This window comes from Brachybacterium sp. AOP29-B2-41 (assembly GCF_052378395.1).
GTDB lineage: Bacteria > Actinomycetota > Actinomycetes > Actinomycetales > Dermabacteraceae > Brachybacterium.
This window is the reverse complement of record NZ_JBQSXR010000004.1, coordinates 208752-231907: the sequence shown is the minus strand read 5'-3', so window position 1 is coordinate 231907 and position 23156 is coordinate 208752. Positions and strand designations below refer to the sequence as shown.

The window sequence follows — 23156 nt, the reverse complement described above, 5'->3', positions numbered from 1 at the left end:
CAGCTCAGCGGCGAGACCGGCGCCGCCCCAGCCGTCGGATGACGACCCGTCGGGAGGTGTTCCACGATTCGATGCTGGCTAGAGTCTCCGCCATGGATCTCTCTGCATTCGCCGCCCTGACCCCTGGACCCGCCTCCAACCCGCAGGGTGGCACGCTCACCCTCAGCGTCCACGAGCTCGGTGTCCTCCGAGTGCACTCCGGTCGCCTCGAGGTCGCTGATCCGTTCACCCGTCTGGGAGAGGGCCGGGTGATCGAGGTGTCCCCGGGCGCGTATCCGGTCAGTGTCACGGTGGCCGATGTCTCCGATGCCCAGGACGGCAGCCACCTGCGCGAGGCCTATCTCAGCGTGGTGCTGGCCGACGGTGCGGAGAGGAGCCGCGAGCTGGTCGACGACGCCGAGGTGTTCGTCGATTCCGGTGCCGTCTCCTTCGCCGACCGGGACTCCGTGGAGCGCCTCCTGCCGAAGGATGCCGAGGACCTCGAGGAGCTCTTCGACTCCGGCCGACCGGACAGCTGGTTCACTCTCATGGACGATCCCGAGCATCTGCTGGACGGCACGGCGAACATCATCCTTCCGGGCGCCCAGCACGGGGAGAACGTCATCCTGAGCCATTCCGGATGGGGCGATGGCGTCTACCCCGTCATCCGAGGGCTCGACGAGCGGGGAGGAACGGTCGCCCTCCACATCGATCTCGGCGTGGTGGGCCCCGTGAGGGAACGTCCCGACAGCTCCGAGACGCCGCAGCCTGCAGGTCCGCTGACGGCTCATCTGCTGCTGGACCATCACCCGGCTCACCTCGGCGAGGTGCTGGAGGCCGTCCTGCCCCATCGCGCCCGCGAGCTCACCCGGACGGGGAGCACTGCGGCCGTCTTCGAGACCGCGCACGATGTCATGATGCACATGGGAGTCGCGGGCCGGATCGAGGACCCGGCCCTGCTCCGCGACGCTGCCTGCTCCGACGACAGCGCTGACCTGGTCGAGCGGATCGCTGCACATCGAGGAGCCCTCTCCATCGGCCCGCATTCCGGGGATGATCCGCTGAGCGCGGTCCTCAGCTTCGTCGTCATGCTCGCCGAGGTGCCCCTCCCCATCGCCGTCTGGATCCCGGCGCAGCGCCTCGTGCTCACTCCCGAGCAGTTCATCAGGGATCTCGAGGCGAATGTTCCCCTGGCCTTCCGCGTCCGGCCCGTGGAGGAGGCGGAGACTCCGACGGTCATCACGCGGGGCTTCGCCGCTCTGGGAGGCCGCGAGGTCATCTACTCGGACCCCGGCATGTCGATCACCCGGATGGCCAAGCGTCTCGGGGCGATCGTCGGAGATCTGCGGACGAAGCGGATCGGCGATGTGCCGCAGGCGGGTGCCGAGGCGCGGTTCCTGATCACTGGGTACCAGCTCCAGCCCGCACAGATCCAGGTCGATGGCGCGGACGTGCTCGAGATGGTGGCCCAGAACGGGAGGACGCGAGGGCTCTCCGGCCGGAAGAAGTGACGGCGCCGCTCACCGGGCAGTCCCTCCGAGCGATCAGCTCAGCGGCGAGACCAGGCCGTTGTCATAGGCGAGGATCACCAGCTGCACCCGGTCGCGCACGCCGAGCTTGGTGAGCAGGCGCCCCACATGGGTCTTCACCGTGTGGTCGGAGATGAACAGCCCCTCACCGACCTCCTTGTTGGAGCGGCCCTCGGCGATGAGCATCAGGACCTCCCGCTCGCGGTCGGTGAGCTGGGCCAGGAGCGCCGCATCGCGCGGGGCGCGCGGCCGACGGGCGGCGAACTGCTCGATCATCCTCCGCGTGATCCCGGGCGAGAGCAGCGCGTCACCGGCGGCGACCACCCGCACCGCGTGGACCAGCTCCTCGGGTGTCGCGTCCTTGAGCAGGAAGCCGCTCGCCCCGGCCTGCAGGGCGTCGTGGACGTAGTCGTCGATGTCGAAGGTGGTGAGCATGAGGATCCGCGGCGGCGGGGAGGCGGGGAAGTCGGGTGCCCCGATGCGCCGCGTCGCCTCGATCCCGTCCATCTCCGGCATGCGCACGTCCATGAGCACCACGTCCGGGCGCAGCCGTGCCGCCTGCGCGACGGCCTCCCTGCCCGTGGTGGCCTGGCCGACCACGCGCACATCGGACTGGGCGTCGAGCAGGGCCGCGAAGCCCGCCCGCACCATGGCGGCGTCGTCGGCGAGCAGGACGGAGATCGTCATGCGGGCTCCTGGGGGTGATCGGTGAGCGGAAGGACTGCGGTGACGGTCCAGCCCCCGTCCGGGTCGGGCCCGTGCCGGAGGGTTCCTGCCAGCTGCGAGACGCGCTCCTGCATGCCGCGCAACCCGTTGCCGGAACCTCGAGGGGCGGAGGTCGCCGCGGCGGGGACCCTCTCATTGTGCACGCGGAGCATCACGGCGCCGGGTTCGAAGACCACCTGCAGGTCGATCGGTGCGCCGGGCGCGTGCCGCACCGCGTTGCTCAGCGCCTCCTGCGTCACGCGGTAGGCGGCCAGGTCCACGGAGGCGGGCACCGGCTCCGGCACCTCGTCCAGGTGCAGCTCCAGCTCCGCGCCCGCGCGGCGGAAGCCCTCCACCAGCTCGGGGATCTCGGCCACGCCCTGCAGCGGCGCGAGCGGCGGGGTGTGGTCCTCCGTGCGCAGCACCCCCAGCAGGCGGCGCATCTCCTCGAGGGAGCCGCGGGCGCTGCGGGCGATGTCGTCGAACTCCGCGGCGGCCTCGGGGGAGAGGTCCGGGATCCGGTAGCGGGCGGTGGAGGCCTGCACCTGGGTCAGGGCGGTGCTGTGCGCGACCACGTCGTGCAGCTCGCGGGCGATGCGGGTGCGCTCCTCGACCAGCAGCCGACGCGAGTGCTCCGCGGCGGAGACCTCTCGCTCGCGGTGCAGCTCCTCGCCCACGCGCAGCCTGCTGCCCAGAAGCACCGCCACCAGGGACGCCGCCGCGCTGAGCGAGGCTGCGACGATGAGATCCGTACCGGCCGCCTCCGCCCGCCCCAGCAGCGGTGCGCTCAGCAGCGGGCCAAGGTGCCCGATCGCGAGCGGTGCCGCTCCTGCCTTCCAGCCGTGCAGCGTGGTGATGACCAGCACGAACAATGTGAAGGCGATCATCGCGGGCACCGACCACGGCCACGGCCAGGACGAGGGTCCGTCGCCGAGAGACACCAGCGGCAGGATCCAGGCTGGGAGGCAGGCGAGGACGCTCGCGGTGCGAGGGCGGGGGACGGCCAGCAGGGGCGCGGCGACCAGTGCGGCGCCGAGTGGCAGGGCGAGCACGACGGGGGTGCCGTATCCGTTGGCGTGGATCGGCACCAGCACGCAGAACAGCGCCAGTGCGGCGACCCCCAGCACGATCATCACCGCGGTCCGTCGCCGGAGGAGTTCCGCGGGGGAGGGGGCGGCGGGAGCGATGCCGTCGGCGCCCGCAGAGGGAGCGGTCACGGCGGTCACGGAGCGTTTCACGGCTCGATGCTAGGACGGCGATACGCCGTGCGCATCGCTCGGAAGTACCGTTCCGCGGGGTGCGACCCCGACCTTCGGACGGTCCCTGGCCTCAGCTCTGCATCGAGCGCGGCGTCAGGGCGTCGCGAGGTCGAGCAGGGAGGCCTCGAGCCGCTCGCGGTCGCTGTCGTCGAGGATCGCGCCCCACAGCGGGGCGCTGATGCTCCCGTCGGACGCCGCGATCACCAGGCGCACCACGGCGGGATCGAGCCCGTCGGCATGGAGCTCCTCGCGCCACTGCGTCGCGTCCTGCTGGGCGAGCTCGGCGAGTCCCGGCTCGAACATGAGGTGGGAGGCCAGGGCGATGGAATCGCGCAGCCGGTGGACGTCGCCCGCGTCGGCGAAGCTCACACGGACGTAGGCGCGGGTGAGCCGGCCGGGGGAGGGGGGCTCCGTGGCCGCGCTCGCGTGGACCTGATCCCGGAACTGGGCCATGAGGTCGCTTGCCAGGGTGTGCAGGAGCGCCTCCTTGCTGGGGAAGTGGTAGAGCAGGCCCCCCTTGGAGATGCCCGCCTCGGCGGCGATCTCGGAGACCGGCACCGCCGTGCCCTTCCGGCCCACCAGGCGGATGGCGGTGTCGAGGATCAGTCGCCTGGTGTCCTCCGCGCTGCGCCCTGCTGTGCGTGCCATGGCTCCAGTCTCCCTGATCCTCGCCGCGCCCGCCTCAGCGGGCGGCGGAGGCGGTGGCCCGGGTGTCGGGGATGAGGGCGAAGGCGACGACCGCCGAGACCACCATGACCCCCGCGGCGATCAGCGTGGTCACCTGCATCGCGGAGACGAAGGCGTGCTCGGCGGCCGCGAGGGCGGCGGCGTGGTCGGCGAGGACGGCCGACGCCGAGGACAGCGAGTCCTGCGCCCTCGTCGCCGTCGCGCCGGTGACATCCGGGGGGAGCGTGAGGCCGGAGCGGTAGAGCACGGTCATGACGGATCCCAGCACGGCGATGCCGAGGGCCACGCCCAGCTCGTAGGCCGTCTCCGACACCGATGCGGCGGCCCCGGCCTTCGCCGGACGCACCGCGGAGACGACGGCGTCCACGCTGAGCGTCTCGGCGATCCCGATGCCGAGCCCCAGGGGGACGAGTGCGAGCAGCACCCAGCCCAGCTGTTCGCTGCTCTCGAGCACTGCGAGCAGGCCGAGCCCCGCCGCCCCCGTCAGCAGCGCGAGGGCGATCGCTCGGCCGCGGCCCAGTCGTGCGAGCAGGAATCCCACGAGCAGCACTGCCGCCATGGACGCGAGAGCGACGGGCAGCTGCGCGATGCCGGCCTGGAGCGGGCTGAGGTGGCGGGCCAGCTGCAGGTACTGGGAGAAGAAGAACAGCACGCCGCTGAGCGCGAAGACGGAGGTGAAGTTGACCAGCACCGCGCCGCTGAAGGCGGCGTTGCGGAACAGATCCACCTCGATCATGGGCGAGTCGACATGGCGCTGGCGGCGCACGAAGAGCACGCCCCCGAGGATCCCTGCGGCGATCGCGAGGAGGGTGCCGACGCCGGCGCTCCCGCCGGCGATCTGCTTGACGGTGAGGACGAACGGGATGATCGCCATCATCGACAGGGCGCTGGAGACGAGGTCGAAGCGTCCCGGCGAGGGGTTGCGGGACTCCGGCAGCAGCCACCCGCCGGCGATCAGCACCGCCGCGATGACGGGGAGGTTGATGAGGAACACCGAGCCCCACCAGAAGCTCTCCAGCAGCGCCCCGCCCACCACGGGGCCGAGGGCGATCCCGCTGGCCGCTGCGGCGGACCACAGCGCGATCGCCCGGGTCCGCTCGGCGGGGTCGGTGAAGATGCTGCGGATCAGCGACAGCGTCGAGGGCATGATCGTGGCCCCGGCGATCCCCAGCAGCAGCCGCGCGGCGATGAGCACCTCGGCCGACGGAGCGAACGCTGCGAGGACGGAGGCCGCCCCGAAGGCGGTCGCGCCGAGCAGCAGCAGCCGCTTGCGCCCGATGCGGTCCGCGAGGTTGCCCATCGTGACCAGCAGCCCTGCCAGGGCGAGGGAGTAGATGTCCCCGATCCACAGCACCTGGGTGGCCGTGGGGGAGAGATCCGCCGTGAGGGCGGGCACGGCGAGATAGAGCACCGTCGCGTCGATGGCGAGCAGCAGCACAGCCCCCACCAGGACGGCCAGGGCGGCCCAGCGGCGCCGGGGGCTCATCGTGTCGGTCATCGGTACTCCTCAGAACTGAACCGTCGCGTCGGTACAGTTTCAAGGTCGTCGTGAACGACGGTCAAGGCGGTGCGGCCCGCGCCACACTCCGTCCCGCACAGCCGAGCGTCCGAGGTACCCACCCGACGTCGAGCTCAGCTCCGCCCATCGGACGCGGACCCGGCGGCGTCGTCCGCCGAAAGTCGGTTCACCGGCCCCTGCGCTCCTTGCGATCCTGGCACCACCCGCAACGAGAGGAAGCAGACCATGACCGAGAGTTCGAGAAGGTTCATGACCATGGCGGCCATCGCCGGAGCGCTCATCGCGGGCGTGCTCGCCCTCGTGATGCTCCTCGGCGATCAGCCGCTCGTGGGTGCAGGTCTCGCGGTGATCGCGATCGCCTCGCTCGGCACGCTGCCCCTCGCACGCCGCGGCAATCGCGCCGGCAGCTGAGCGACGCCCGCCTCGGCGGAGAAGGTGCCCGCGCGGGGTGTCGAGCACGCCGGGAGCCCTCATGGCAACAGCCGGGCCCTCCTTGTCCTGGTCAGGCCCGACGGCGCATAGTGGAGCCATGAGCGAGCCGAATGCGACGACGCAGCCCACGATCCACCCGATCCCCGACGGGCTGGCCGAACGTGCCGCCCTCCTCGGCGGCCCGGGCGGTGCGCTCACCGACGAGCAGATCACCGGCTTCGTCGCCGAGCAGCTCGCCGGGCAGGACCTCGAGGGCAGGAGCGTCTGCCTGATCATCCCGGACGGCACCCGCTCCGTCCCGCTGCCCAAGGTGCTGCCCGCGATCCACGACGCGCTCTCCGGCCGCGCCAGCTCCGTCACCGTGCTGATCGCGCTGGGCACCCACGCCGCGATGAGCGAGGCGGCGATCGACACCCTGCTCGGCGCCACCGAGCGCGGCGCGAAGGCCACCTACCCCGAGTGGACCGTCGTCAACCATGCCTGGGACGACCCCACCCAGATCGCCGACCTCGGCGAGATCTCCGCCGAGCAGATCGCCGAGCTCACCGGTGGCCTGCTCACCGACATCCCGATGCGGGTGCAGATCAACAAGCTGGTCGTCGAGAGCGACGTCAACCTGATCGCCGGACCCGTCTTCCCGCACGAGGTGGTCGGCTTCTCCGGCGGCAACAAGTACTTCTTCCCCGGCTGCTCGGTGCATGACGTCATCGACATCTCCCACTGGGTGGGCGCGCTGATCACCGCCAGCCGCATCATCGGCACCCTCGGCATCACCCCGGTGCGCCAGCTGATCGACGCCGCGAGCGAGCTCATCGACGCCGAGAAGCTCGCGTTCACCATGGATGTCGTCTCCGGCGGGCAGGACCTCAACGCCATCGCCTTCGGCGATCCGCAGGCCGCCTGGGCCGCGATGGCGAAGATCTCCGCGCAGACCCACATCACCTACGTCGACAAGCCGTACAAGCGGATCGTCGCGCTGGTCCCGGAGATGTACGACGACATGTGGACCGGCGCGAAGGGCTTCTACAAGTCCGAGCCCGTCTGCGCCGACGGTGGCGACGTGATCATCTACGCCCCGCACATCACCGAGGTCGCCGCGATGCACCCCGGCATCCGCGAGATCGGCTATCACAACATCGAGTACTTCACGAAGCAGTGGGACCGGTTCAAGGACCACCCCTGGGGCGAGCTCGCCCACTCCACCCACGTCACGGGCCTGGGCACCTACGACCCCGAGACGGGGGAGGAGAAGCAGCGGGTGAACCGCTACTTCGCGACCTCCATCTCGAAGGAGGAGTGCGAGGTCTACAACGTGCTCCACATGGATCCCGCCTCCCTCGACATCGAGGCGCTGCGCAACGACCCCGACACCCTCGTCATCGACCACGCCGGCGAGGTGCTCTTCCGCCTCGCCTCCGAGCGCGACGGCGCGGCAGGGCAGGACAAGTGACCACCACCCACCAGCGCACCGCCCCGTCGGCCCCCCGCTCGCTGTTCTCCCCCGGGCACCCCGGCTTCGAGGTCACCGCCATGACCCCGGATGCCCTGACCGGTGAGGCGCTCGCGCTCGCCGATGCGGTCTCCGCCGAGCTCGCCGGCGTGCAGCGCCTCGGCGTGGCCTACTCCGGCGGCGTGGACTCCGCGACCCTGCTCGCCCTCGCCATCCGGGCGCTCGGCGCCGAGAACGTCGTCGCGCTGCTCGGCGTCTCCCCGTCGCTCGCCCGCCGCGAACGACGCCTCGCCCACCAGGTCGCCGCGGTGATCGGGGCTGAGGTGGTCGAGGTCCACACCCACGAGGGCGAGAACCCCGAGTACCAGAAGAATGACGGCACGCGCTGCTTCCACTGCAAGGACGAGCTGTTCACCCGCATCGGCGACGAGGTCGTGGATGCGCAGCAGCTCGACGCGGTCGCCTACGGCGAGAATGCCGACGACGCCACCCGCCATGACCGCCCCGGCGCCGGCGCCGCCACCCGCCACCGGGTGCTGCGCCCGCTGTCCGTCGTCGGCATGACGAAGCAGCAGGTCAGAGAAGTCGCACGCGGCTTCTCTCTGCCGGTCGCGGACAAGCCCGCCGCGCCTTGCCTCGCCTCCAGGATCCCCTTCGGCGAGGAGGTCACCCCCGAGAAGCTGCGCCAGATCGACGATCTCGAGGACGCCGTCTACGAACAGGGCTTCAGCGACTGCCGGGTGCGCCATCACGGCGCCGTGGGCCGCATCGAGCTGCCCACCGGCGAGCTCGCCCGCGCCATGGAGCCGGGCATCCGCGCGGCCCTCGTCGCCGCCGGCAAGGAGACCGGCTTCCAGCACGTCACGATCGACCTCGACGGCATCCGCTCGGGCCTGTTCTCCCTCCAGATCGTGGGCAAGGGCGGGCGTGGCTGAGGCCGCAGCGGGCCCGCGCGACCCGGCGGCGGCCGACGGGCCAGCAGCGGCCGACGGGAAGATCGACGGCTTCCTCGACCTCGACCTCGACCGTGCCCGGCGCCGCGGGGCGCCCGAGGCGGTGCTGTGCGATGCCAAGAGCGTCCAGCAGGTCGCCGCGATCGCGGCGGAGTACGCGCGGCTGGACGCCGAGGGCCATGACGGGCTCGGGCCGGTGCTGTTCACCCGCGCCGATGCCGCGCGCGCCGAGGCGATCCTCGCCGCGCTGCCCGGGGCCTTCCATGACGCCGAGGCGCGGCTGCTGGCCTGGCCGTCCGCACCCCCGGAGCCGACGGGAGGCCTGGTCATCGTGGCCTGCGCCGGGACCAGCGACCTGCCGGTCGCCCGCGAGGCGGAGCTGACAGCCCGTTACCTCGGCCGCCCTACGCGGCTGATCGCCGACATCGGCATCGCGGGCTTGCATCGCCTGCAGTCGCGCCTGCCGGAGCTGCGCGAAGCGGCCTGCGTGGTCGTCGCCGCCGGCATGGACGGCGCGTTGCCCACGGTGGTCGCCGGGCAGATCAGTGCGCCCGTGGTCGCCCTGCCCACCTCCGTCGGCTACGGCGTCGCCAGCGGCGGGGTCACCGCCGCGCTCACCATGCTCTCGGCCTGCGCCCCCGGCATCGGCGTGGTCAACATCGACAACGGCTACGGCGCCGGACACCTCGCCGCCCAGATCGCCCGCTGGGCCCCGGCCGCGGGGGAATGACGGTGAGGATCCCGTCAGTGCCGCGCGGTCAGTGCCACCGCGCGAGCGACTCGGCGGTCTCCTGGACTGACGAGGATCCGGTGGCCACTGCGATCACGAGGTCATAGGCCTCATCGTCCGGTGCCTCGAGCGCGATTCCGTTGACACCGTAGAACACCACGACCCCGAGCCACCCCAGCCGCTTGTTCCCATCGAGAAGGGAGTGGTTGCGCACCAGCGACTCCAAGAGTGCGGCGGCCTTCAGGTCGATGGTGGGATAGGCCTCCCGTCCCCAGAGGCTGGTGGTGGGGCGGTGGGCGGCCGAATCCAGCAGCCCAAGCTCCCGCACCGGCCCCACCTGCAGGTCATCGATGAGGGAGAGCAGATCTTCTGTGCTGAGGAAGACGGTCACTGCGCGAGGCGGTCGAGCAGGTCGGCATACCGGGCCCGGCCCTGAGCGGAGAGCTCACCGACGAGCTGCTGGTGCCCTCGGCGGGCCGCTGCCTCGCGGATCGCGCGCACGGTTGCTTCCTGACGGCTGACCCCATCTCGCTCGGCCAGCTCTGCCAGGATCCGCTCATCAGCGTCCGTCAGACGCAGTGTCATTGCCATGCATGACATGGTATCACTGTGGTATCACCCCGGGCGAGGTTGCGGTGACGTTGGGCTCGAAGGGGCGCCTGACACTTGCGTCATCGCACCATCCGAACGGTAAAGTAAGTGGATGATGGCTTCCGTTCCCCGGTCGGCCCGCCCTGCGCACCGGCCCTCCGCCCGCGAGGCGATGCTCGATGCCGCCGAGGCGCACCTCAGCGCGGACGGCACCCTGACCCTCGACTCCGCCGCCCGCGCCGCGGGAGTCAGCAAGCCCGGGCTGATGTACCACTTCCCCACCAAGGAGCAGCTGCTCGCCGCGATCCTCGACCACATGGCCGCCCGCTACGAGCGCGGAATGGCGGCGGCGGTCGCCGAGCTCTCAAGGGATGCCGAACTCCCGAAGCGTGAAGCGCCCGGCCCCGCCGTGAACTCGATCTTCGCCGACGCTCCCGCGACTCAGCGCGTCCTGGCCTACTTGGACTGGGCCTGCACGGCACCGCTCAGCGCTTCTGACCTGGTGATCTTCGCGGACCCTCGCCTCCGTGTCAGCCTCACCGAGCGGTGGCAGGAGCAGATCGTCCGCTGGTTCCACGTTCCCGCGGGAACGCCGGCGGACGAGCGGGCACGGCTGCTGGCGGTGCGGCTGATGGCCGACGGCATCTGGTTCGACCGCGCCGCCGGGTTGCTCGAGACCGATGACGAACAGGCCGCTGCGCTGCACGAGCTCGCCGTGGGTCTGCTGGGGGGTGAGGCATGAGCCCCTGGCTGCTGCTGCTCGGAGCAATCCTCAGCGAGGTGACCGCGACCCTCGCCCTGCGCGGCGCCCTGGACCGCCCGGCCCTCTACGTCGTGGTCGTGACCGGCTACGCGATCTCCTTCGTCCTGCTCGCCCAGGTGCTTCGGCGCGGTATGGGCCTCGGCGTCGCCTACGGGATCTGGGGCGCCTGCGGGGTGGTGTTCACCGCGGCCCTCTCCGCAGTGCTCTTCGGTGAGGCGTTCACGGCGCTCAAGGTCAGCGGCATTGTGCTGATCGCCGCCGGGGTGGTGGTCGTCGAGCTCGGCTCCCAGCGGGCCCGGCGCGCAGAGGCGGCGGTCTCAGAGGAGGCGGTCTCATGAGCTGGCTGCTGCTGGGCGGGGCGATCCTCTCCGAGGTCGCCTCGACCCTCTCCCTGCGCGTCGCCGCCGGCGGCCGACGGGCCTGGTACGCCCCGGTGATCCTCGGATACCTCATCGCCTTCGCACTGCTCTCCGGAGCGCTGCAGGCGGGAATGCCGCTCGGGGTGGCCTATGGCATCTGGGCCGCCGCCGGGATCGTGCTCACCGCTCTGCTCTCCCGGGCGCTGTTCCGCGAGGCGCTCACCCCGATGATGCTCGCCGGGATGGGACTGATCGCGGCCGGGGTGCTGCTCGTCGAGCTGGGCAGCGCGGGCTGACGCCCGCTGGGCGCCGTCGGCCCGCCGTTCTGGCACAGTGGCCGACGAGGCATTGCCCAGCCGCGCTGGGGTCCGGTCCCGCTGCCCGGGGCGCTGCGTGCGCTGACAGGTTGCCGCTGGTTGCCCCTGGCCGGGGTAGGATCATCCGGCAGACAGCAGGCGCAGGTGCCCCGTCCGGAGCACGGTCGGGGTCGGTATGCGCCTCAGCAGACAGGCAACGCCGAGCAGGCGGGGACGGAGCCGGCCAGGTGGCGGACAAGCGCGTGACGATCTATGACGTCGCAAAGACCGCAGGTGTCGCCCCGTCCACGGTCTCCCGGGCCTTCTCGAGGCCCGGCAGGGTCAGCGCCGCCACCCACGCCACTGTGATGGCCGCCGCCAAGGAGCTCGGCTACCGCACCAGCGCCCCCGCCGCCCAGGAGCGGGGCCATCGCCACCACCGCCTCGGCATCGAGGTCCCCGACCTCACCAACCCCTACTTCGCCGAGCTCGTCTCCGGCATGCAGGAGGCCGCGCATGAGCAGGAGTTCCTGCTGCTCCTGCTCGACACCGTGGAGGATGAGGCGCGCGAACGCACGAGCCTCGAGAGCGCCGTCAACGTGGTCGACGGCATCGTGCTCGCCGGCACCCGCCTCTCCGACGCCACCCTCAACCACCTCACCAAGCGCATCCCCGTGGTGGTGCTGAACCGCCGCGTCGCCGGCCTGGATTCGGTCACCCCGGACTATGAGCACGGGATGGGCCAGGCCATGGCGCACCTCGCCGAGAACGGGTCCCGCACCGTCACCTACGTGGCCGGTCCGGTGAACTCCTGGTCCGACGGGGAGCGCTGGCGGGCCGCCCGCGTCGCCGCCCGCCAGCACGGGCTGCAGGTGCAGCGCCATGGTCCCTTCGCGCCGACCACGACTGGCGGGGAGCAGGCCTTCGAGGAGCTGCGCGACTCCCTTCCCCACGCGGTGATCTGCTACAACGACCTGGTCGCCTTCGGATTCCTGGTCTCCGCGCTGCGCGCCGGGATCCGGGTGCCCGGGCAGCTGTCGGTGATGGGACATGACGACATCCAGCTCTCGCGACTGGTGGGCGGTGGTCTCACCACCGTGGTCAGCCCCAAGCGGGCGCAGGGTCGGGCCGCGGTGGAGCGCCTGGTGCGTCGGATCGAGAACCCGTCGGCGCATCGCGCCCCGGTCGAGGGCTCCCTGCCGGTGCGGCTGGTGCCGCGGGGCAGCACCGGGCCTCGCGAAGCAGGTGCCTGAGCTCCGCGGAGCAGGTGCTGGCGCCCTTTCGCGCCGGGCGATCGTGCACCGCGAGGTCGGCAACCGGTGACAACCCTCGGCACTCTTCGCCCACCCTTGCCAAGATGGCGGCATGAGCAACGACGCCTTCGTGCCGCACCCTGACAGACTCTTCCCCGCCGACCCCGCTGTGCGCGAGATCGCTCGTGGGCTCTACGAGCTCGAGAAGGACCAGCCGATCGTCTCGCCCCACGGGCACGTCGACCCCCGGCTGCTCCTCGACAACGAGCCGTGGCGCGACCCTACCTCGCTGTTCATCACCCCTGACCACTACGTCAACCGCCTGATGCACGCCCGTGGCGTGGACCTCGCGGACCTCGGCGTGGGCCAGGGCCCGCTCGACGAGAAGGCCTCCCGCAAGGCCTGGCACCTGCTGGCCGAGCACTGGCACGCCTACGTCGGCACCCCCTCCCGCTACTGGATCGAGCACGTGTTCCACGAGGTCTTCGGCCTCGAGACGGTGCTGAACCCGCGCACCGCCGACGCGATGTATGACGCGATCGCCGAGAAGCTCACCCGCCCGGAGTTCCGTCCCCGCGCCCTGTTCGAGCAGTTCGGGATCACCGTCCTGGCGACCACCGACGACCCCGTTGATGACCTCGCACCGCATGCCGCGCTCGCCGCCGACGAGTCCTTCACCGGCCGGGTCATCCCCACCTTCCGCCCGGACAAGTACCTCGAGGCCGGCCGTCCCGACTTCCTCGCTCTCACCGATGCCCTCGGCGAAGCTGCTGGTGTCGACGTCAGCACCTACGACGGCTACCACGAGGCGATGCGCGCCCGCCGCCTCTACTTCCGCGACCACGGCGCGGTCTCCTCCGACCACGCCCACATCGATCCGGGCACCGCCCGGCTCAGCGATGAGGACGCTCGCCGCCTCTACACCGCCGCGCGCTCCGGTGAGATCGGCGCCGACGACGCAGTGGCCCTGCGCCGCCACCTGCTGGGAGACCAGGCCCGCCTTGCTGCCGAGGACGGTCTGGTCATGACCATCCACCCGGCCGTGCTGCGCAACCACAGCGACGAGATGTTCGAGAAGTTCGGCGCGGACGTCGGCTTCGACATCCCGGTGGCCGTGGACTATGTCCATCACGTGCGCCCGATGCTCAACGACGTGGGCCACCACCCGAACTTCCGCACCGTGCTGTTCACGATCGATGAGACGGTGCTCTCCCGCGAGATCGCGCCGCTGGCCGGCGTGTACCCCTCCGTGTTCGCCGGTGCCCCGTGGTGGTTCATCGACTCGCCCGACGCAATCCTCCGCTACCGCCGCTCCGTGTCGGAGACCCTCGGCTACTCGCGGACCAGCGGCTTCATCGACGACACCCGCGCGTTCTGCTCGATCCCGGCCCGGCATGACATGTCCCGCCGCCTCGACGCAACGCACCTCGCAGGCCTGGTCGCCGAGCACCGGATGCGTCTTGAGGACGCTCAGGAGCTCGTGGCCACCCTGCCCGATCAGCAGCCGCGCGAGGTCTTCCGCCTCGGCGCTGCAGGAGAGAAGAACTGATGAGCACTCCCAGCCCCTCGGACGTGGGCCGTCTGGTCCACCTCGGCATCGGCAACTTCGCCCGTTCCCACACCCTGTTCAGCACCGACGTCGCCGGTGGCTGGTCCGTGGTGGCCTTCACCGGTCGCTCGGCCGCGATGGCTGATGCGCTGAACGCCCAGGGCGGCAGGTACGGCCTGATCGTGCGCGGCCCGGAGCAGGATGAGGTCAGCCTCGTCGACGTCATCGACGAGGTGTTCCCCGCCTCCGACGTCGACGCCCTGGTGCGCCTGCTCGCCGATCCCTTCACCGCGGTGGTCACCCTGACCATCACCGAGAAGGGCTACGCGGCCGGCAGCGATCCCGCGACCTCCGCCCCGGCCCGCATCGCGCTCGGGCTGAAGGCCCGCCGTGAGGCCGGGGTCACCGAGCCGATCGCTCTGGTCTCCTGCGACAACCTCACCGGCAACGGCGAGGTGCTGGGCCAGGCGGTCCTCGCCGAGCTCGACGAGGAGACCAGGGCCTGGTTCCCGGACCATGTCGACGTCATCTCCTCGATGGTCGACCGGATCACCCCGTCCGCCGATGACGGAGCCTCGGAGACCGTGCGCGCGCAGACCGGCCTCGCGGACAGCGTCCCGGTGGTCACCGAGCCCTTCTCCGAGTGGGTCGTGGAGGACCGCTTCCGCGGCCGCCGCCCCGAGTGGGAGAAGGCCGGCGTGCAGTTCACCGACGACATCGAGGTGCACGAGCTGCGCAAGCTGCGTCTGCTCAACGGTGCCCACACCCTGATGGCCTACGCCGGTCAGGTCGCGGGCGTTGCGCGCGTGGACGAGGCGATCGCGCACCGTGAGGTGCGGGCGCTGGTCGAGCAGCTGTGGGTCGAGGCCCGCTCGACCCTGCCGCTGCCGGATCACGAGCTCGACGCCTACACCTCCGCGCTCGAAGTGCGGTTCCGCAACCCGCGCCTGGCGGACAACCTGATCCGCATCGCGGCGGACGGCTCCGTGAAGCTGCCCGTGCGTGCCCTGCCCGTGATCGCCGAGCGTGGCGGCCCGGACAAGGCTCCCGGCGAGGTCGCGGCCGTCGCCGCCTGGACGGCCTGGGTCACCGACCGCGTGCGCGGCGGCCGTGAGGTCCAGGACCCGAAGGCGGCCGAGATCGCGACCGCCGCGGCCATCCAGGACGCGACCGAGCGGGTCACCGCCCTGCTCGCCCTGATCGACGTGCCCGCCGGCGACCCCCTGATCGCCGCGGTGGCCGCCGAGGAGAAGCGCCTGCCGCGTCCCTGACGGCGCCTGGCGCGTCCCTCAGGGTCGTTGCTGCCCAGTGATGAGCGCGCGAGAACCATCCGTGGTTCTCGCGCGCTCATCATTCGTGGGCCCCCCTGCGCGTCAGGGGAATCAAGGAGTTCATCACTCCCCAGCAGCCTCGCGCGGGTGGGTGTGGTCAGCGAGCTGCCGTGCGGGGTGATCGCGGGCCTGCCCCCGACGGTCCGAGGGCGACGAAGGTCGCTCCGATGGCGAGGAACACGGCACCGGCGCCCACGTTCGCGGCGAGCATGAGGAGGCCGGCGACGATCATGAAGACGATCGCGTTGGCCGTGCGGAGGACGGACTGGGTGGCGGGGTCGGTGAGGGTGAGGTGTCGCGAGGTGCTCATGCCGTCAGCCTGCCTCCGCTCGGCGAGGGGGCCATCAGTCCGGCGTAGGGTCCGGCCTCGACCATGGTGGGGGATGTCGGCCGCCCTGCGGCCTACCGCAGCCGCGGCACCCAGCAGCGCACGCGCGCGCTGTACCGCGCATACTCCTCGCCGAAGCGGCCGGCGAGGTCACGCTCTTCCTCGGGTCGCACCAGCAGATGCCAAAGCACCCCGCCGGCCAGCGAGTAGAGGATCACCAGCCACGAGGCCCCGAGCAGACCCACGGCCACGCCCTGCGCGATCCCAGCAACCGCCATCGGGTTGCGCACCCATTGGTACGGGCCCGCGACTACCAGCTCGTTCGCCATCGCACCGGGCAGCGGCGTGCCCCGGCCCCGCCGGGCCATGGTCACCGCCGAGGCGACACCGAGCAGGCTCGCGGCGAGCAGCAGAGCCACTCCGGCGAGCACCGTGACCAGGCGGGCGGCCTCCGGGAGCACGGCGGCCACCTGCCAGCGCCGCTCCAGCCAGATCATCGGCAGCGGCAGCACCACCAGGAACAGCGTCCAGAACGCCATCATCTGGAGCAGGGTCGCCACCAGAGGGGCGTTCCCCTCGACCCGGCGGGCGGGCCGGAAGGCGAACGGGCCCACGAGGAATGTCGTCATCGGGATCCGGTCCCAGAGCACCAGCATCCCCGCGAGAACCGAGCCGGCCGAGGCGGCGATCATCGCCACCGCACCCCACCCGGCCTGCCCGGTCAGCGTCGCATAGAGCACAATCCCAGCCGTGACCAGCAGGGTCCAGGGAGCCGCGACCCAGGTCGCCCAGCGGATCCCGAGCGCCACAAGCGCAGAGGCCACCACGAACAGGGGGATGTCGAGCGCCCCCACCAGCAGCGGGTCCAGGCGTCCCAGGGTCGCCGTGGCCACGGCGGGGACCGTCGGCACGAGCACCCACCACAGGGCCCCCGCGATGGCCTGGACGGCGAAGTAGGCGCGGCCGGTGGCGCGGGTCAGCAGGGGCATGATCCGGTCAGGATATCCGTCCCGACCGATCAGCTGACGAGCCCAGCCGACCGGCCGAGATGACCTGCCCAGCGGCCCGCGCCTGCGGCTCGACCCAGGCCGGGTCGGGCCGGGTCAGGCCAGGTCGGCGAGCTTCTCGAAGCGTTCGAGACGCTCGCGGTAGTAGTCCTGGTGGGCGGCGACGGGCTCGACATGCGTGAGCACCGGCGCTTCGGCGACGGGAACGCCGGGAGCCGCCTGCTCGAGCGCCATCACGGCGGCGCCGCGCATGGTCGAGCGGGACACGGCGACGTGGTCGATCGGGGCGCCGAGGGCGTCCGAGAGCAGGTGCAGCCAGCCGGGGATCGCCCCGGTCATGCCGCCGGAGAGCACGATCCGCTCCGGCTCGCCACCGGCCTCGCGCATCTGATCGGCGATCCGCAGGAACGACAGGGCCACGCCCTCCATCGCTCCGCGCAGCATGTCCTGCCAGGTGGTGGAGGCGCCGACGTTCGCGAACATCGCCCGCGAGCTGCCGCGCCACTTGGTGCCGCGCTCCCCGGAGAAGAAGGGGATGACCAGCGGGGTGCCGGCGGAGACCGGGGCGGAGAAGAGTGACGTGGTGTCCGTCTGGGACACCTCGAAGGGCATCGCCAGCTCGTTGCGGCACCAGTCGAGCACCCGCCCGCAGTCGCTCATCGCGGAGCCGACGAGGCTGCGCTGCTGGTCCACGCGGTAGGCCCACAGCCCTCTGGGAAGGGTGGGGATCTGGGTGGAGAGCAGCTGGCGGATCGCGCCCGAGGTGGCGGTCGAGATGCCCCAGGTGCCCTCGCCGAGCGCACCGATGCCGAGGTTCGCGGCCAGGCCATCACCGATCACCGGCAGCCACACCGCGTTCTTCAGCTGCGGGAACTCGGCCGCCAACGGGCTGCCGGCGACGGGGATCGCATCCGAGGGATCCAGGGCCGCGCCCATCGCGGAGGCGTCAACGCCCACGGCCTCGAGCAGCTCGGGCACGTACTGGCCGGTGCGGCGGTCGATCATGCCGGACCAGGCCGCCGAGGCGGTGCCGAGCGCCGGGGTGCCCAGCAGCTTGAACGCCGCATATTCGCCCAGCGCCATGAAGCGGGTGGTGCGTGCGAAGACGTCCGGCTGCGTCTCGCGCAGCCAGGCCAGCCGCGGTGCGGTGTACGAGGAGTGCAGGCGTGCGCCGGTGCGCTCGTGCAGGCCCTCCACGTCAAGGGTCTTGGCGAGCGCGTCGACCTGGGTGTGGCAGCGGGTGTCCGCATAGGTGATGCAGGGGGTCAGCGCATTGCCGGCGGCGTCGACCGCGACCAGCGTGGATGCGAAGGTGTCGAAGCCGATCGCTGTCACCTCGCCGGGCAGCGGGGAGCTGGTGAGGACGGCGGCGAGGGAGGCGCGGATCTCCTCGACGATCTGGTCCGCGTCGATGGTGCTGGTGCCGTCGTCCGCGACGGTGAACTCGTGAGATTCCTTGTGGTTCAGCCGTCCGAGCTCGCGGCCGGAGACGTCGTAGACCGCGGCGCGGGTGCCGCCGGAGCCGATGTCGATCCCGACGACGAGCGGTCCCTGGGCCTCTTCGACCGGGATGTTGAAACGGGGCATGGGGATCTCCTGCGCTCGTCGGGGCCACCTCCGTACGCTCGGCATCGATGCGGCGCCGCGGAGTCGTCCGGTCAGCATACGAGGGGACCCGCAGGAGACGGCCGGTTCGCCATGGGTTGCCACGGGGCGGCAATGACGCCTCGCATCGGTGCCGCTCGGGCGCCGGGACGGTGTTGCCTCGTCCCGACGCCCGACGCCCGACGCCCGACGCCCGACGCCCGACGCCCGACGCCCGACGCCCGACGCCCGACAGTGCTCAGCTGAGCACAGACTCCCCGAGGTACTCACCCTCGGTGCAGCCGGGCGGGATCGCGAACACTGCCGAGCCGATCGGGGTGGTCCACTGGTTCAGCAGATCCAGGGTGTCCAGCCGTTGCTGGATCGGCAGGAACTGGCCGAGCAGATCGGCCTGGAAGGACACGAAGATCTGCCCGGCCTCCGAGATCGCCTCGGAGTCCGGCGGCGGCGCGATGTCGTAGTTGTATGGCCGTCGGAAGACCTCCTGATGTTCACCCTCGTCGATGCCGTGCGCGCGGCGCATATGGGAGAACTCCCCGATCACGGGGAACCCGTTCGCGGAGACCTTCTCGAAGTCCGCGCGGGAGGTCTCCGTGCCGCCGGTGAGCGGTGCGCCGCTGTCCAGGCGGGTTCCGGTGGCCTGTTCACGAGCTGTGCGGTCGGCCTCGTCCCAGCCGTCCAGATCCATCCGGATCCGACGGATCACCATCGAGGTGCCGCCCGCGAACGGGCCCTCCTCGATCCACACCACCTTCGAGAAGTGCTCAGAGCCGGGGGCGGCGTTCGCGCTGCCGTCCAGCTGGCCGAAGAGGTTCCTCATCGTGGCGCCGGGGGCCTGCGTCCCCGGGGAGCGCCGGAAACCGGGCTGCACCCAGCGCACCCGGGTGAAGGCTCGGGAGTCCTTGAGCAGCATCCGCACCGCGTGGGAGACCGTGAGCGGGTCCTCCGCCGCGATCATCAGCAGCAGGTCCCCGCCGGTGAAGCGGTCCTCGAGCTGATCGATCCCGAAGGCAGGCAGCGGGGCCAGCCAATCCGGGACGGGCCGTTCGGCCCGCGCCATCAGGCCCGCCCCGAACCCGACCGTGACGGTGAGCGCGGCCGGCTCCGCCGCCATCTCCGGCTCCGTGTCCGCGAGCGCCGGCACGCCCTGGGTGAGACGGGCGGCATCATCGGTGAGCAGCCGCAGCAGGCGCAGCACTCCCTCACGGGCCACGTCCTCTCGCAGATCCAAGCCGACGAAGGTCGCGGCTGCGGGAGCGGGGGTCTCCACCCCCGCCTGGTGCTCGCCATGGAAGGGAACGGTCACCCCGCCGTGAAGGGAAGGCTCGGCGGCGGCCGACAGGGACGCCTCATTCCCAGCGCCGTCCCGCAGTGCCCGGTCCAGGCCGACGGAGGCGGCGCCCACGCCGAGCGCTCCCACACCGAGCGATCCGGCACGCAGCAAGTGGCGACGTCCGGGCCTAGGCGCGGAGGTGTCCTGCGGGGTCACTGGTCCTCCTCGGGCTCGTACTTCTCCTGGGCGCCTGCGAAGTCCTTCACGGTGGCGGTGAACGGCTGCTCGGTGCCGTCCTCGAACTCCAGGATCAGTTCCACCTCGTCCCCCGGCAGCAGAGCAGCGGTGAGCTCCATCAGCATGAGGTGGTTCCCGCCGGGCTCGAGGACCAGCTCACCTCCGGCCGGCAGGGGGAATCCGCCCTCCTTCTGCTGCATGCTCATACCGCCCGATCCGTCGGCGGTGGTCTCGTGGAGCTCCACACGGGAGCTGGCCGTGGTCCGCGCCCCGCTCAGGACGAGATCCTGCTCGGTGCCGTTGAGGAGCGTGCCGAAACATGAGCTCATGCCCTCCTCGGCGGCCTTGACCCAGGGATCGGCGACGGTCAACGAGTCGGTGGGGACTGTGCTGTCGGAGGGGGACCCTTCAACAGCTCCGGCTCCGTCCCCACCTCCGTCGCCGCCTCGGTCGCTGCGGGGGTCACCGGGGTCACCGGCGCACGCGGCCAGGGGCAGGAGCAGCGCTGCGAAGGCCGCGCGACGTGGCAGGCGGGCGGAGATCAGGGACGGGGTGGGCGGAGACGCTGCGGTCACGGAGACGGTGGGCTGCGGAGCGGTGTGCGATGACGTGCTGCGGGACATGCGAGGTCCTTTCGGAGACGCCTCGTCGGCCGATGGCGGGTGCGCGATCGGCAGCGGGCGTGAGGGAGCATCAGCACGGCGGAGCCGTGCCGGGATCATCCGAAGGGCTGCCTGAGCAGGCAGGGAGACTGCACCGACGACGCTGGGCGTCGGCGGCGCTCAGGCGGCCAGGACCAGGGGCGGGCCGCGTCGTTGCTGAGGGGAGAGCACCGCCCGGCGGACGTGCCGCAGCGGGGCACCCTCCGGCACCGGTCGGGACGGACCGGGCAGCACCAGGTGGGGGAGGGCCACTGCCTGTGGTGGCCTGCCCAGCACGTTCAGGACGGAGATGATCAGCCCGGTGCAGCGCAGCAGGAAGTTCTCCCCGCGCTGCAGCAGCAGCGTCGTCACGAGCGCGGCGGCGAGGTGCCACAGCAGCATCTGCAGGTCGGCGTGGGTCCCGTGCAGTGAGTGCTCGGCAGCCGCTGCGACCCCGTCGGCCCCATGCCCGGAGTGCAGTGAGGAGCCCGGGGACGTTCCCTCCCCGAGGAGGCTGTGGGCGCCGTGGCCCAGATGGGAGCCCGGCGGGGCGACCAGCGTGATGCTCGGATCTCCCGGGGTGCCCGCGGTGAACAGCCCATGGAACAGGGCCTGGCTGATGAGCACGGCCGCCCCCATCCGAGGGAGCGAGAACCGGGAACCGGCAAGCACCGTGCATGCCGTCACGGCGAGCCACCACGGGACGGCCACTCCGAGCCAGGAGGGCATCGCGCCGCCGCCCACCAGGTGCCCGCCGAGGGCGACCAGGGTCGCGATCGAGGCGGCCATCCCCCCGCGCAGCAGGCGCAGGGGGGAGCGGCTCGAGGTCATGGACCCCATTCTGCCTCGCTCAGCGAGCAGGGGTGGAGCCTGTCCCCGCAGTGTCCGCCGAAGCGTCCTATGCCGTGGGCGGCACCACCATCACCGGTCCCTCCGCCTTCGCCAGGACAGTTCGCGAGACCGAGCCGAGCAGAGTGGAGACCACGCGGCCATGCCCCCGCGTGCCGAGCACGGTGAGCTGGGCCGTCCCGGTGGCGTCCAGCAGAGAGGGTGCAGGATCGGCCACCATCGCCGTACCGCTGATCGTCAGGTCCGGGTAGTCCTCGCGCAGCGACTCGATGACGACCTCGAGCTCCTTCGCGAGCTCCTGCTGATGCTTCTCCAGGATGTTCGCGTCAGGGAGCCAGGCCATGTACGCCGTGCCCCAGGCGTCGGGGCGCGGCATCACCGCGAGCAGCTGCAGCGGAGCCTTGAGCCGTCGTGCCTCCTGCGCCGCCTGTTCCATCGCGGGCCGGTTGAGCTGGTACAGGTCCACGCCCGCCACGACGGGGGTATCCAGCTGCTGCGGGGTGAAGCGGTCGGCGCCCTGACCGGGGTCGATCTCGTACTGCTCCGGCACCACCACGGTGGGGCAGTGGGCGTGGGCAGGCAGGGCGGAGGACACCGAGCCCAGCAGACGCCCGAGGAATCCGCCCAGGCCACGAGCGCCGACGACCGCAAGCTGCGCCTTCGTGGACAGGCCCACCAGCACTCCGGCCGCGTCGCCGAATTCGGTGCGCAGATCGACCTCGCCGGGATAGTCGCGCAGATGCTCTCGCGCCATGTCCAGCAGCTCCTCGGCGGCGGCGAGACGGGCGACGTCCGCGGGCACACTGGGTATCAGCGTTGCGTCCGCGTACGACATGGTGGGCACCGTGTACGCGGTGACCACCGTGAGCGGGCTGCCCAGGCGCTGAGCGGCGCGCGCCGCGTAATAGAGTGCGCGCACGGAGTGGTCCGAGGCGTCGAAGCCGACGAGCACCCCGAGGGGACGAGAACCGGGATCAGTGGGGAGCGGGGACTGCGAGGTGACGCCGTCGTCGTGCATCTGGACCTCCTGGGCCGGGGGCTTCAGCGGCCGACGACGGTGCCCCCGTCGATGAGTCCGTCACCGGTGATCTCATCGTAGGGCCGCCCCGAGGGCGCAGGACGGGCCGAAGGTCCGGATCCGCAGAGGGTCTGCGCTCTGGGCGCGGACCTCTCCTTCACCGCGACGACCGCGGAATGCACCGCGACGACCGCGGAATGGCGCGGACCGGCGCTCTGAAGGGACGGGCGGGGCCCGAGCTGTGACGGGCGTCGAGCGGGGCCCGGCCCGACGTGCTCACACCTCGGGCTGATCAGGCAGCCCGAGCTCCTGCGCGTAGCGGTCCCGCAGCTGCTCCCAGCCGTGGTCGAGGGCGTCACGTCCCACGATCCGTTCCTGGTCCAGGCCCTCCAGGCGGGCGTCGAGCACGGCGAGGCACACCTGCCAGCCGGCCAGGTAGGTCGGGGCCAGCTGCGGGTCGGCGAGCTTCATCAGCAGCGTCAGCCGGGCCTCGTCGATCAGCCATTCCAGGACGTCATCGCCCCAGCGGTGGCTCAGCGCATGATCGCCCGCGGTGGCCAGCACATCGACGGCGACCGGATCAGCCTCGGGGGTCTCTCGCGAGAGCACCGGACCGACCTGGTTCAGCGGCCGCTCGGGCACGATCGGCGACCAGGTCGCCAGCAGCTCGGGAACGGTGAGATGAGACCAGATCTGCTCACCGGTGCCGGCGAGGTCCACCTCGAGGATCACGGCGTCCTCGGTGAGGTCCACCGCGACCGGGAGTGCGGCGATGCGCTGGTCGATGTCTGGAACATTCCCGGGCTCGTTCAC

Annotated in this window: 25 protein-coding genes; 11 read left to right on the top strand and 14 right to left on the bottom strand. The window is 71.6% G+C overall.

Features of this window, described 5'->3' with window-relative positions; translation table 11 throughout:
* Positions 1-92: 92 nt before the first annotated feature.
* Entirely contained in the window at positions 93-1490 is a 1398-nt protein-coding gene (locus ACT3T9_RS06065) for a DUF4241 domain-containing protein (RefSeq protein WP_345075821.1), read from the top strand.
* 33 nt (positions 1491-1523) lie between these two features.
* Here ACT3T9_RS06065 and ACT3T9_RS06060 read toward each other — a convergent pair whose 3' ends face one another.
* The 4 genes from ACT3T9_RS06060 to ACT3T9_RS06045 form a co-directional block, all read right to left on the bottom strand.
* Positions 1524-2195 carry a response regulator transcription factor gene (locus tag ACT3T9_RS06060; RefSeq protein ID WP_345075820.1) on the bottom strand — a complete coding sequence of 224 codons (672 nt, stop codon included), beginning with the start codon at positions 2193-2195 and terminating at the stop codon, positions 1524-1526.
* Positions 2192-3451 carry a sensor histidine kinase gene (locus tag ACT3T9_RS06055; RefSeq protein ID WP_345075819.1) on the bottom strand — a complete coding sequence of 420 codons (1260 nt, stop codon included), beginning with the start codon at positions 3449-3451 and terminating at the stop codon, positions 2192-2194. Before ACT3T9_RS06055 ends, ACT3T9_RS06060 begins: the two co-directional genes overlap by 4 nt.
* Before the next feature lie 114 nt (positions 3452-3565).
* The gene (locus ACT3T9_RS06050) at positions 3566-4120 is read right to left on the bottom strand and encodes a TetR/AcrR family transcriptional regulator (protein ID WP_345075818.1); all 555 of its coding nucleotides are present in this window, start codon (positions 4118-4120) and stop codon (positions 3566-3568) included.
* Between the two features lie 34 nt (positions 4121-4154).
* Positions 4155-5657 carry an MFS transporter gene (locus ACT3T9_RS06045; protein WP_345075817.1) on the bottom strand — a complete coding sequence of 501 codons (1503 nt, stop codon included), beginning with the start codon at positions 5655-5657 and terminating at the stop codon, positions 4155-4157.
* 246 nt (positions 5658-5903) lie between these two features.
* Between ACT3T9_RS06045 and ACT3T9_RS06040 the strand changes: the two genes are divergently transcribed.
* From ACT3T9_RS06040 to larB, 4 genes are all read left to right on the top strand, one after another.
* Complete coding sequence (locus tag ACT3T9_RS06040) at positions 5904-6089, top strand: hypothetical protein (RefSeq protein WP_345075816.1); 186 nt, start codon at positions 5904-5906, stop codon at positions 6087-6089.
* 118 nt (positions 6090-6207) lie between these two features.
* Positions 6208-7560, top strand: a complete 1353-nt coding sequence (locus tag ACT3T9_RS06035) for a lactate racemase domain-containing protein (protein ID WP_441444468.1) — start codon at positions 6208-6210, stop codon at positions 7558-7560.
* A complete protein-coding gene (gene larE, locus ACT3T9_RS06030; RefSeq protein ID WP_441444469.1) occupies positions 7557-8495 on the top strand; it encodes an ATP-dependent sacrificial sulfur transferase LarE in 939 nt (312 codons plus the stop codon). Before ACT3T9_RS06035 ends, larE begins: the two co-directional genes overlap by 4 nt.
* Positions 8488-9243, top strand: coding sequence for a nickel pincer cofactor biosynthesis protein LarB (gene larB / locus ACT3T9_RS06025; RefSeq protein WP_345075813.1), 756 nt, complete (start codon positions 8488-8490; stop codon positions 9241-9243). The genes larE and larB overlap by 8 nt, the downstream gene beginning before the upstream one ends.
* A gap of 28 nt (positions 9244-9271) precedes the next feature.
* Here larB and ACT3T9_RS06020 read toward each other — a convergent pair whose 3' ends face one another.
* Together ACT3T9_RS06020 and ACT3T9_RS06015 are read right to left on the bottom strand one after the other, a co-directional pair.
* Entirely contained in the window at positions 9272-9634 is a 363-nt protein-coding gene (locus ACT3T9_RS06020) for a type II toxin-antitoxin system death-on-curing family toxin (protein ID WP_441444470.1), read from the bottom strand.
* Positions 9631-9834, bottom strand: coding sequence for a CopG family transcriptional regulator (locus tag ACT3T9_RS06015; protein ID WP_441444471.1), 204 nt, complete (start codon positions 9832-9834; stop codon positions 9631-9633). The genes ACT3T9_RS06020 and ACT3T9_RS06015 overlap by 4 nt, the downstream gene beginning before the upstream one ends.
* A gap of 112 nt (positions 9835-9946) precedes the next feature.
* Here ACT3T9_RS06015 and ACT3T9_RS06010 point away from each other — a divergent pair, with 112 nt between their 5' ends.
* The 6 genes from ACT3T9_RS06010 to ACT3T9_RS05985 all read left to right on the top strand — a co-directional run bounded on the left by ACT3T9_RS06010 (position 9947) and on the right by ACT3T9_RS05985 (position 15325).
* On the top strand, positions 9947-10576 hold the full coding sequence (locus ACT3T9_RS06010; RefSeq protein ID WP_442331880.1) for a TetR/AcrR family transcriptional regulator: 630 nt from the start codon (positions 9947-9949) through the stop codon (positions 10574-10576).
* Positions 10573-10935 (top strand): DMT family transporter, encoded by a 363-nt coding sequence (locus tag ACT3T9_RS06005; RefSeq protein WP_441444473.1) that lies wholly within the window; start codon positions 10573-10575, stop codon positions 10933-10935. Before ACT3T9_RS06010 ends, ACT3T9_RS06005 begins: the two co-directional genes overlap by 4 nt.
* Entirely contained in the window at positions 10932-11252 is a 321-nt protein-coding gene (locus tag ACT3T9_RS06000) for a DMT family transporter (RefSeq protein ID WP_441444474.1), read from the top strand. The genes ACT3T9_RS06005 and ACT3T9_RS06000 overlap by 4 nt, the downstream gene beginning before the upstream one ends.
* 248 nt (positions 11253-11500) lie before the next feature.
* Positions 11501-12505: a LacI family DNA-binding transcriptional regulator gene (locus ACT3T9_RS05995; protein ID WP_441444475.1), complete on the top strand. Its 1005-nt coding sequence runs from the start codon at positions 11501-11503 to the stop codon at positions 12503-12505.
* A gap of 112 nt (positions 12506-12617) precedes the next feature.
* Positions 12618-14054 carry a glucuronate isomerase gene (uxaC, locus tag ACT3T9_RS05990; protein ID WP_441444476.1) on the top strand — a complete coding sequence of 479 codons (1437 nt, stop codon included), beginning with the start codon at positions 12618-12620 and terminating at the stop codon, positions 14052-14054.
* Positions 14054-15325 (top strand): mannitol dehydrogenase family protein, encoded by a 1272-nt coding sequence (locus ACT3T9_RS05985; RefSeq protein WP_441444477.1) that lies wholly within the window; start codon positions 14054-14056, stop codon positions 15323-15325. The genes uxaC and ACT3T9_RS05985 overlap by 1 nt, the downstream gene beginning before the upstream one ends.
* Positions 15326-15482: 157 nt before the next feature.
* Here the strand turns inward: ACT3T9_RS05985 and ACT3T9_RS05980 are convergent, their stop codons facing one another.
* The 8 genes from ACT3T9_RS05980 to ACT3T9_RS05945 all read right to left on the bottom strand — a co-directional run bounded on the left by ACT3T9_RS05980 (position 15483) and on the right by ACT3T9_RS05945 (position 23156).
* The gene (locus tag ACT3T9_RS05980; RefSeq protein WP_441444478.1) at positions 15483-15695 is read right to left on the bottom strand and encodes a hypothetical protein; all 213 of its coding nucleotides are present in this window, start codon (positions 15693-15695) and stop codon (positions 15483-15485) included.
* 92 nt (positions 15696-15787) lie between these two features.
* Positions 15788-16702, bottom strand: coding sequence for a methyltransferase family protein (locus ACT3T9_RS05975; protein WP_441444479.1), 915 nt, complete (start codon positions 16700-16702; stop codon positions 15788-15790).
* A gap of 114 nt (positions 16703-16816) precedes the next feature.
* A complete protein-coding gene (locus ACT3T9_RS05970) occupies positions 16817-18307 on the bottom strand; it encodes a gluconokinase (RefSeq protein ID WP_442331878.1) in 1491 nt (496 codons plus the stop codon).
* Between the two features lie 256 nt (positions 18308-18563).
* Positions 18564-19814, bottom strand: coding sequence for a Dyp-type peroxidase (locus tag ACT3T9_RS05965; protein ID WP_444606144.1), 1251 nt, complete (start codon positions 19812-19814; stop codon positions 18564-18566).
* Positions 19811-20458, bottom strand: a complete 648-nt coding sequence (locus tag ACT3T9_RS05960) for a copper chaperone PCu(A)C (protein WP_444606143.1) — start codon at positions 20456-20458, stop codon at positions 19811-19813. The genes ACT3T9_RS05965 and ACT3T9_RS05960 overlap by 4 nt, the downstream gene beginning before the upstream one ends.
* Positions 20459-20617: 159 nt before the next feature.
* Entirely contained in the window at positions 20618-21307 is a 690-nt protein-coding gene (locus tag ACT3T9_RS05955) for a hypothetical protein (RefSeq protein ID WP_441444483.1), read from the bottom strand.
* A 67-nt stretch (positions 21308-21374) separates the two neighbouring features.
* Positions 21375-22343 (bottom strand): universal stress protein, encoded by a 969-nt coding sequence (locus ACT3T9_RS05950; RefSeq protein ID WP_444606142.1) that lies wholly within the window; start codon positions 22341-22343, stop codon positions 21375-21377.
* A gap of 276 nt (positions 22344-22619) precedes the next feature.
* Complete coding sequence (locus tag ACT3T9_RS05945; protein WP_444606141.1) at positions 22620-23156, bottom strand: hypothetical protein; 537 nt, start codon at positions 23154-23156, stop codon at positions 22620-22622.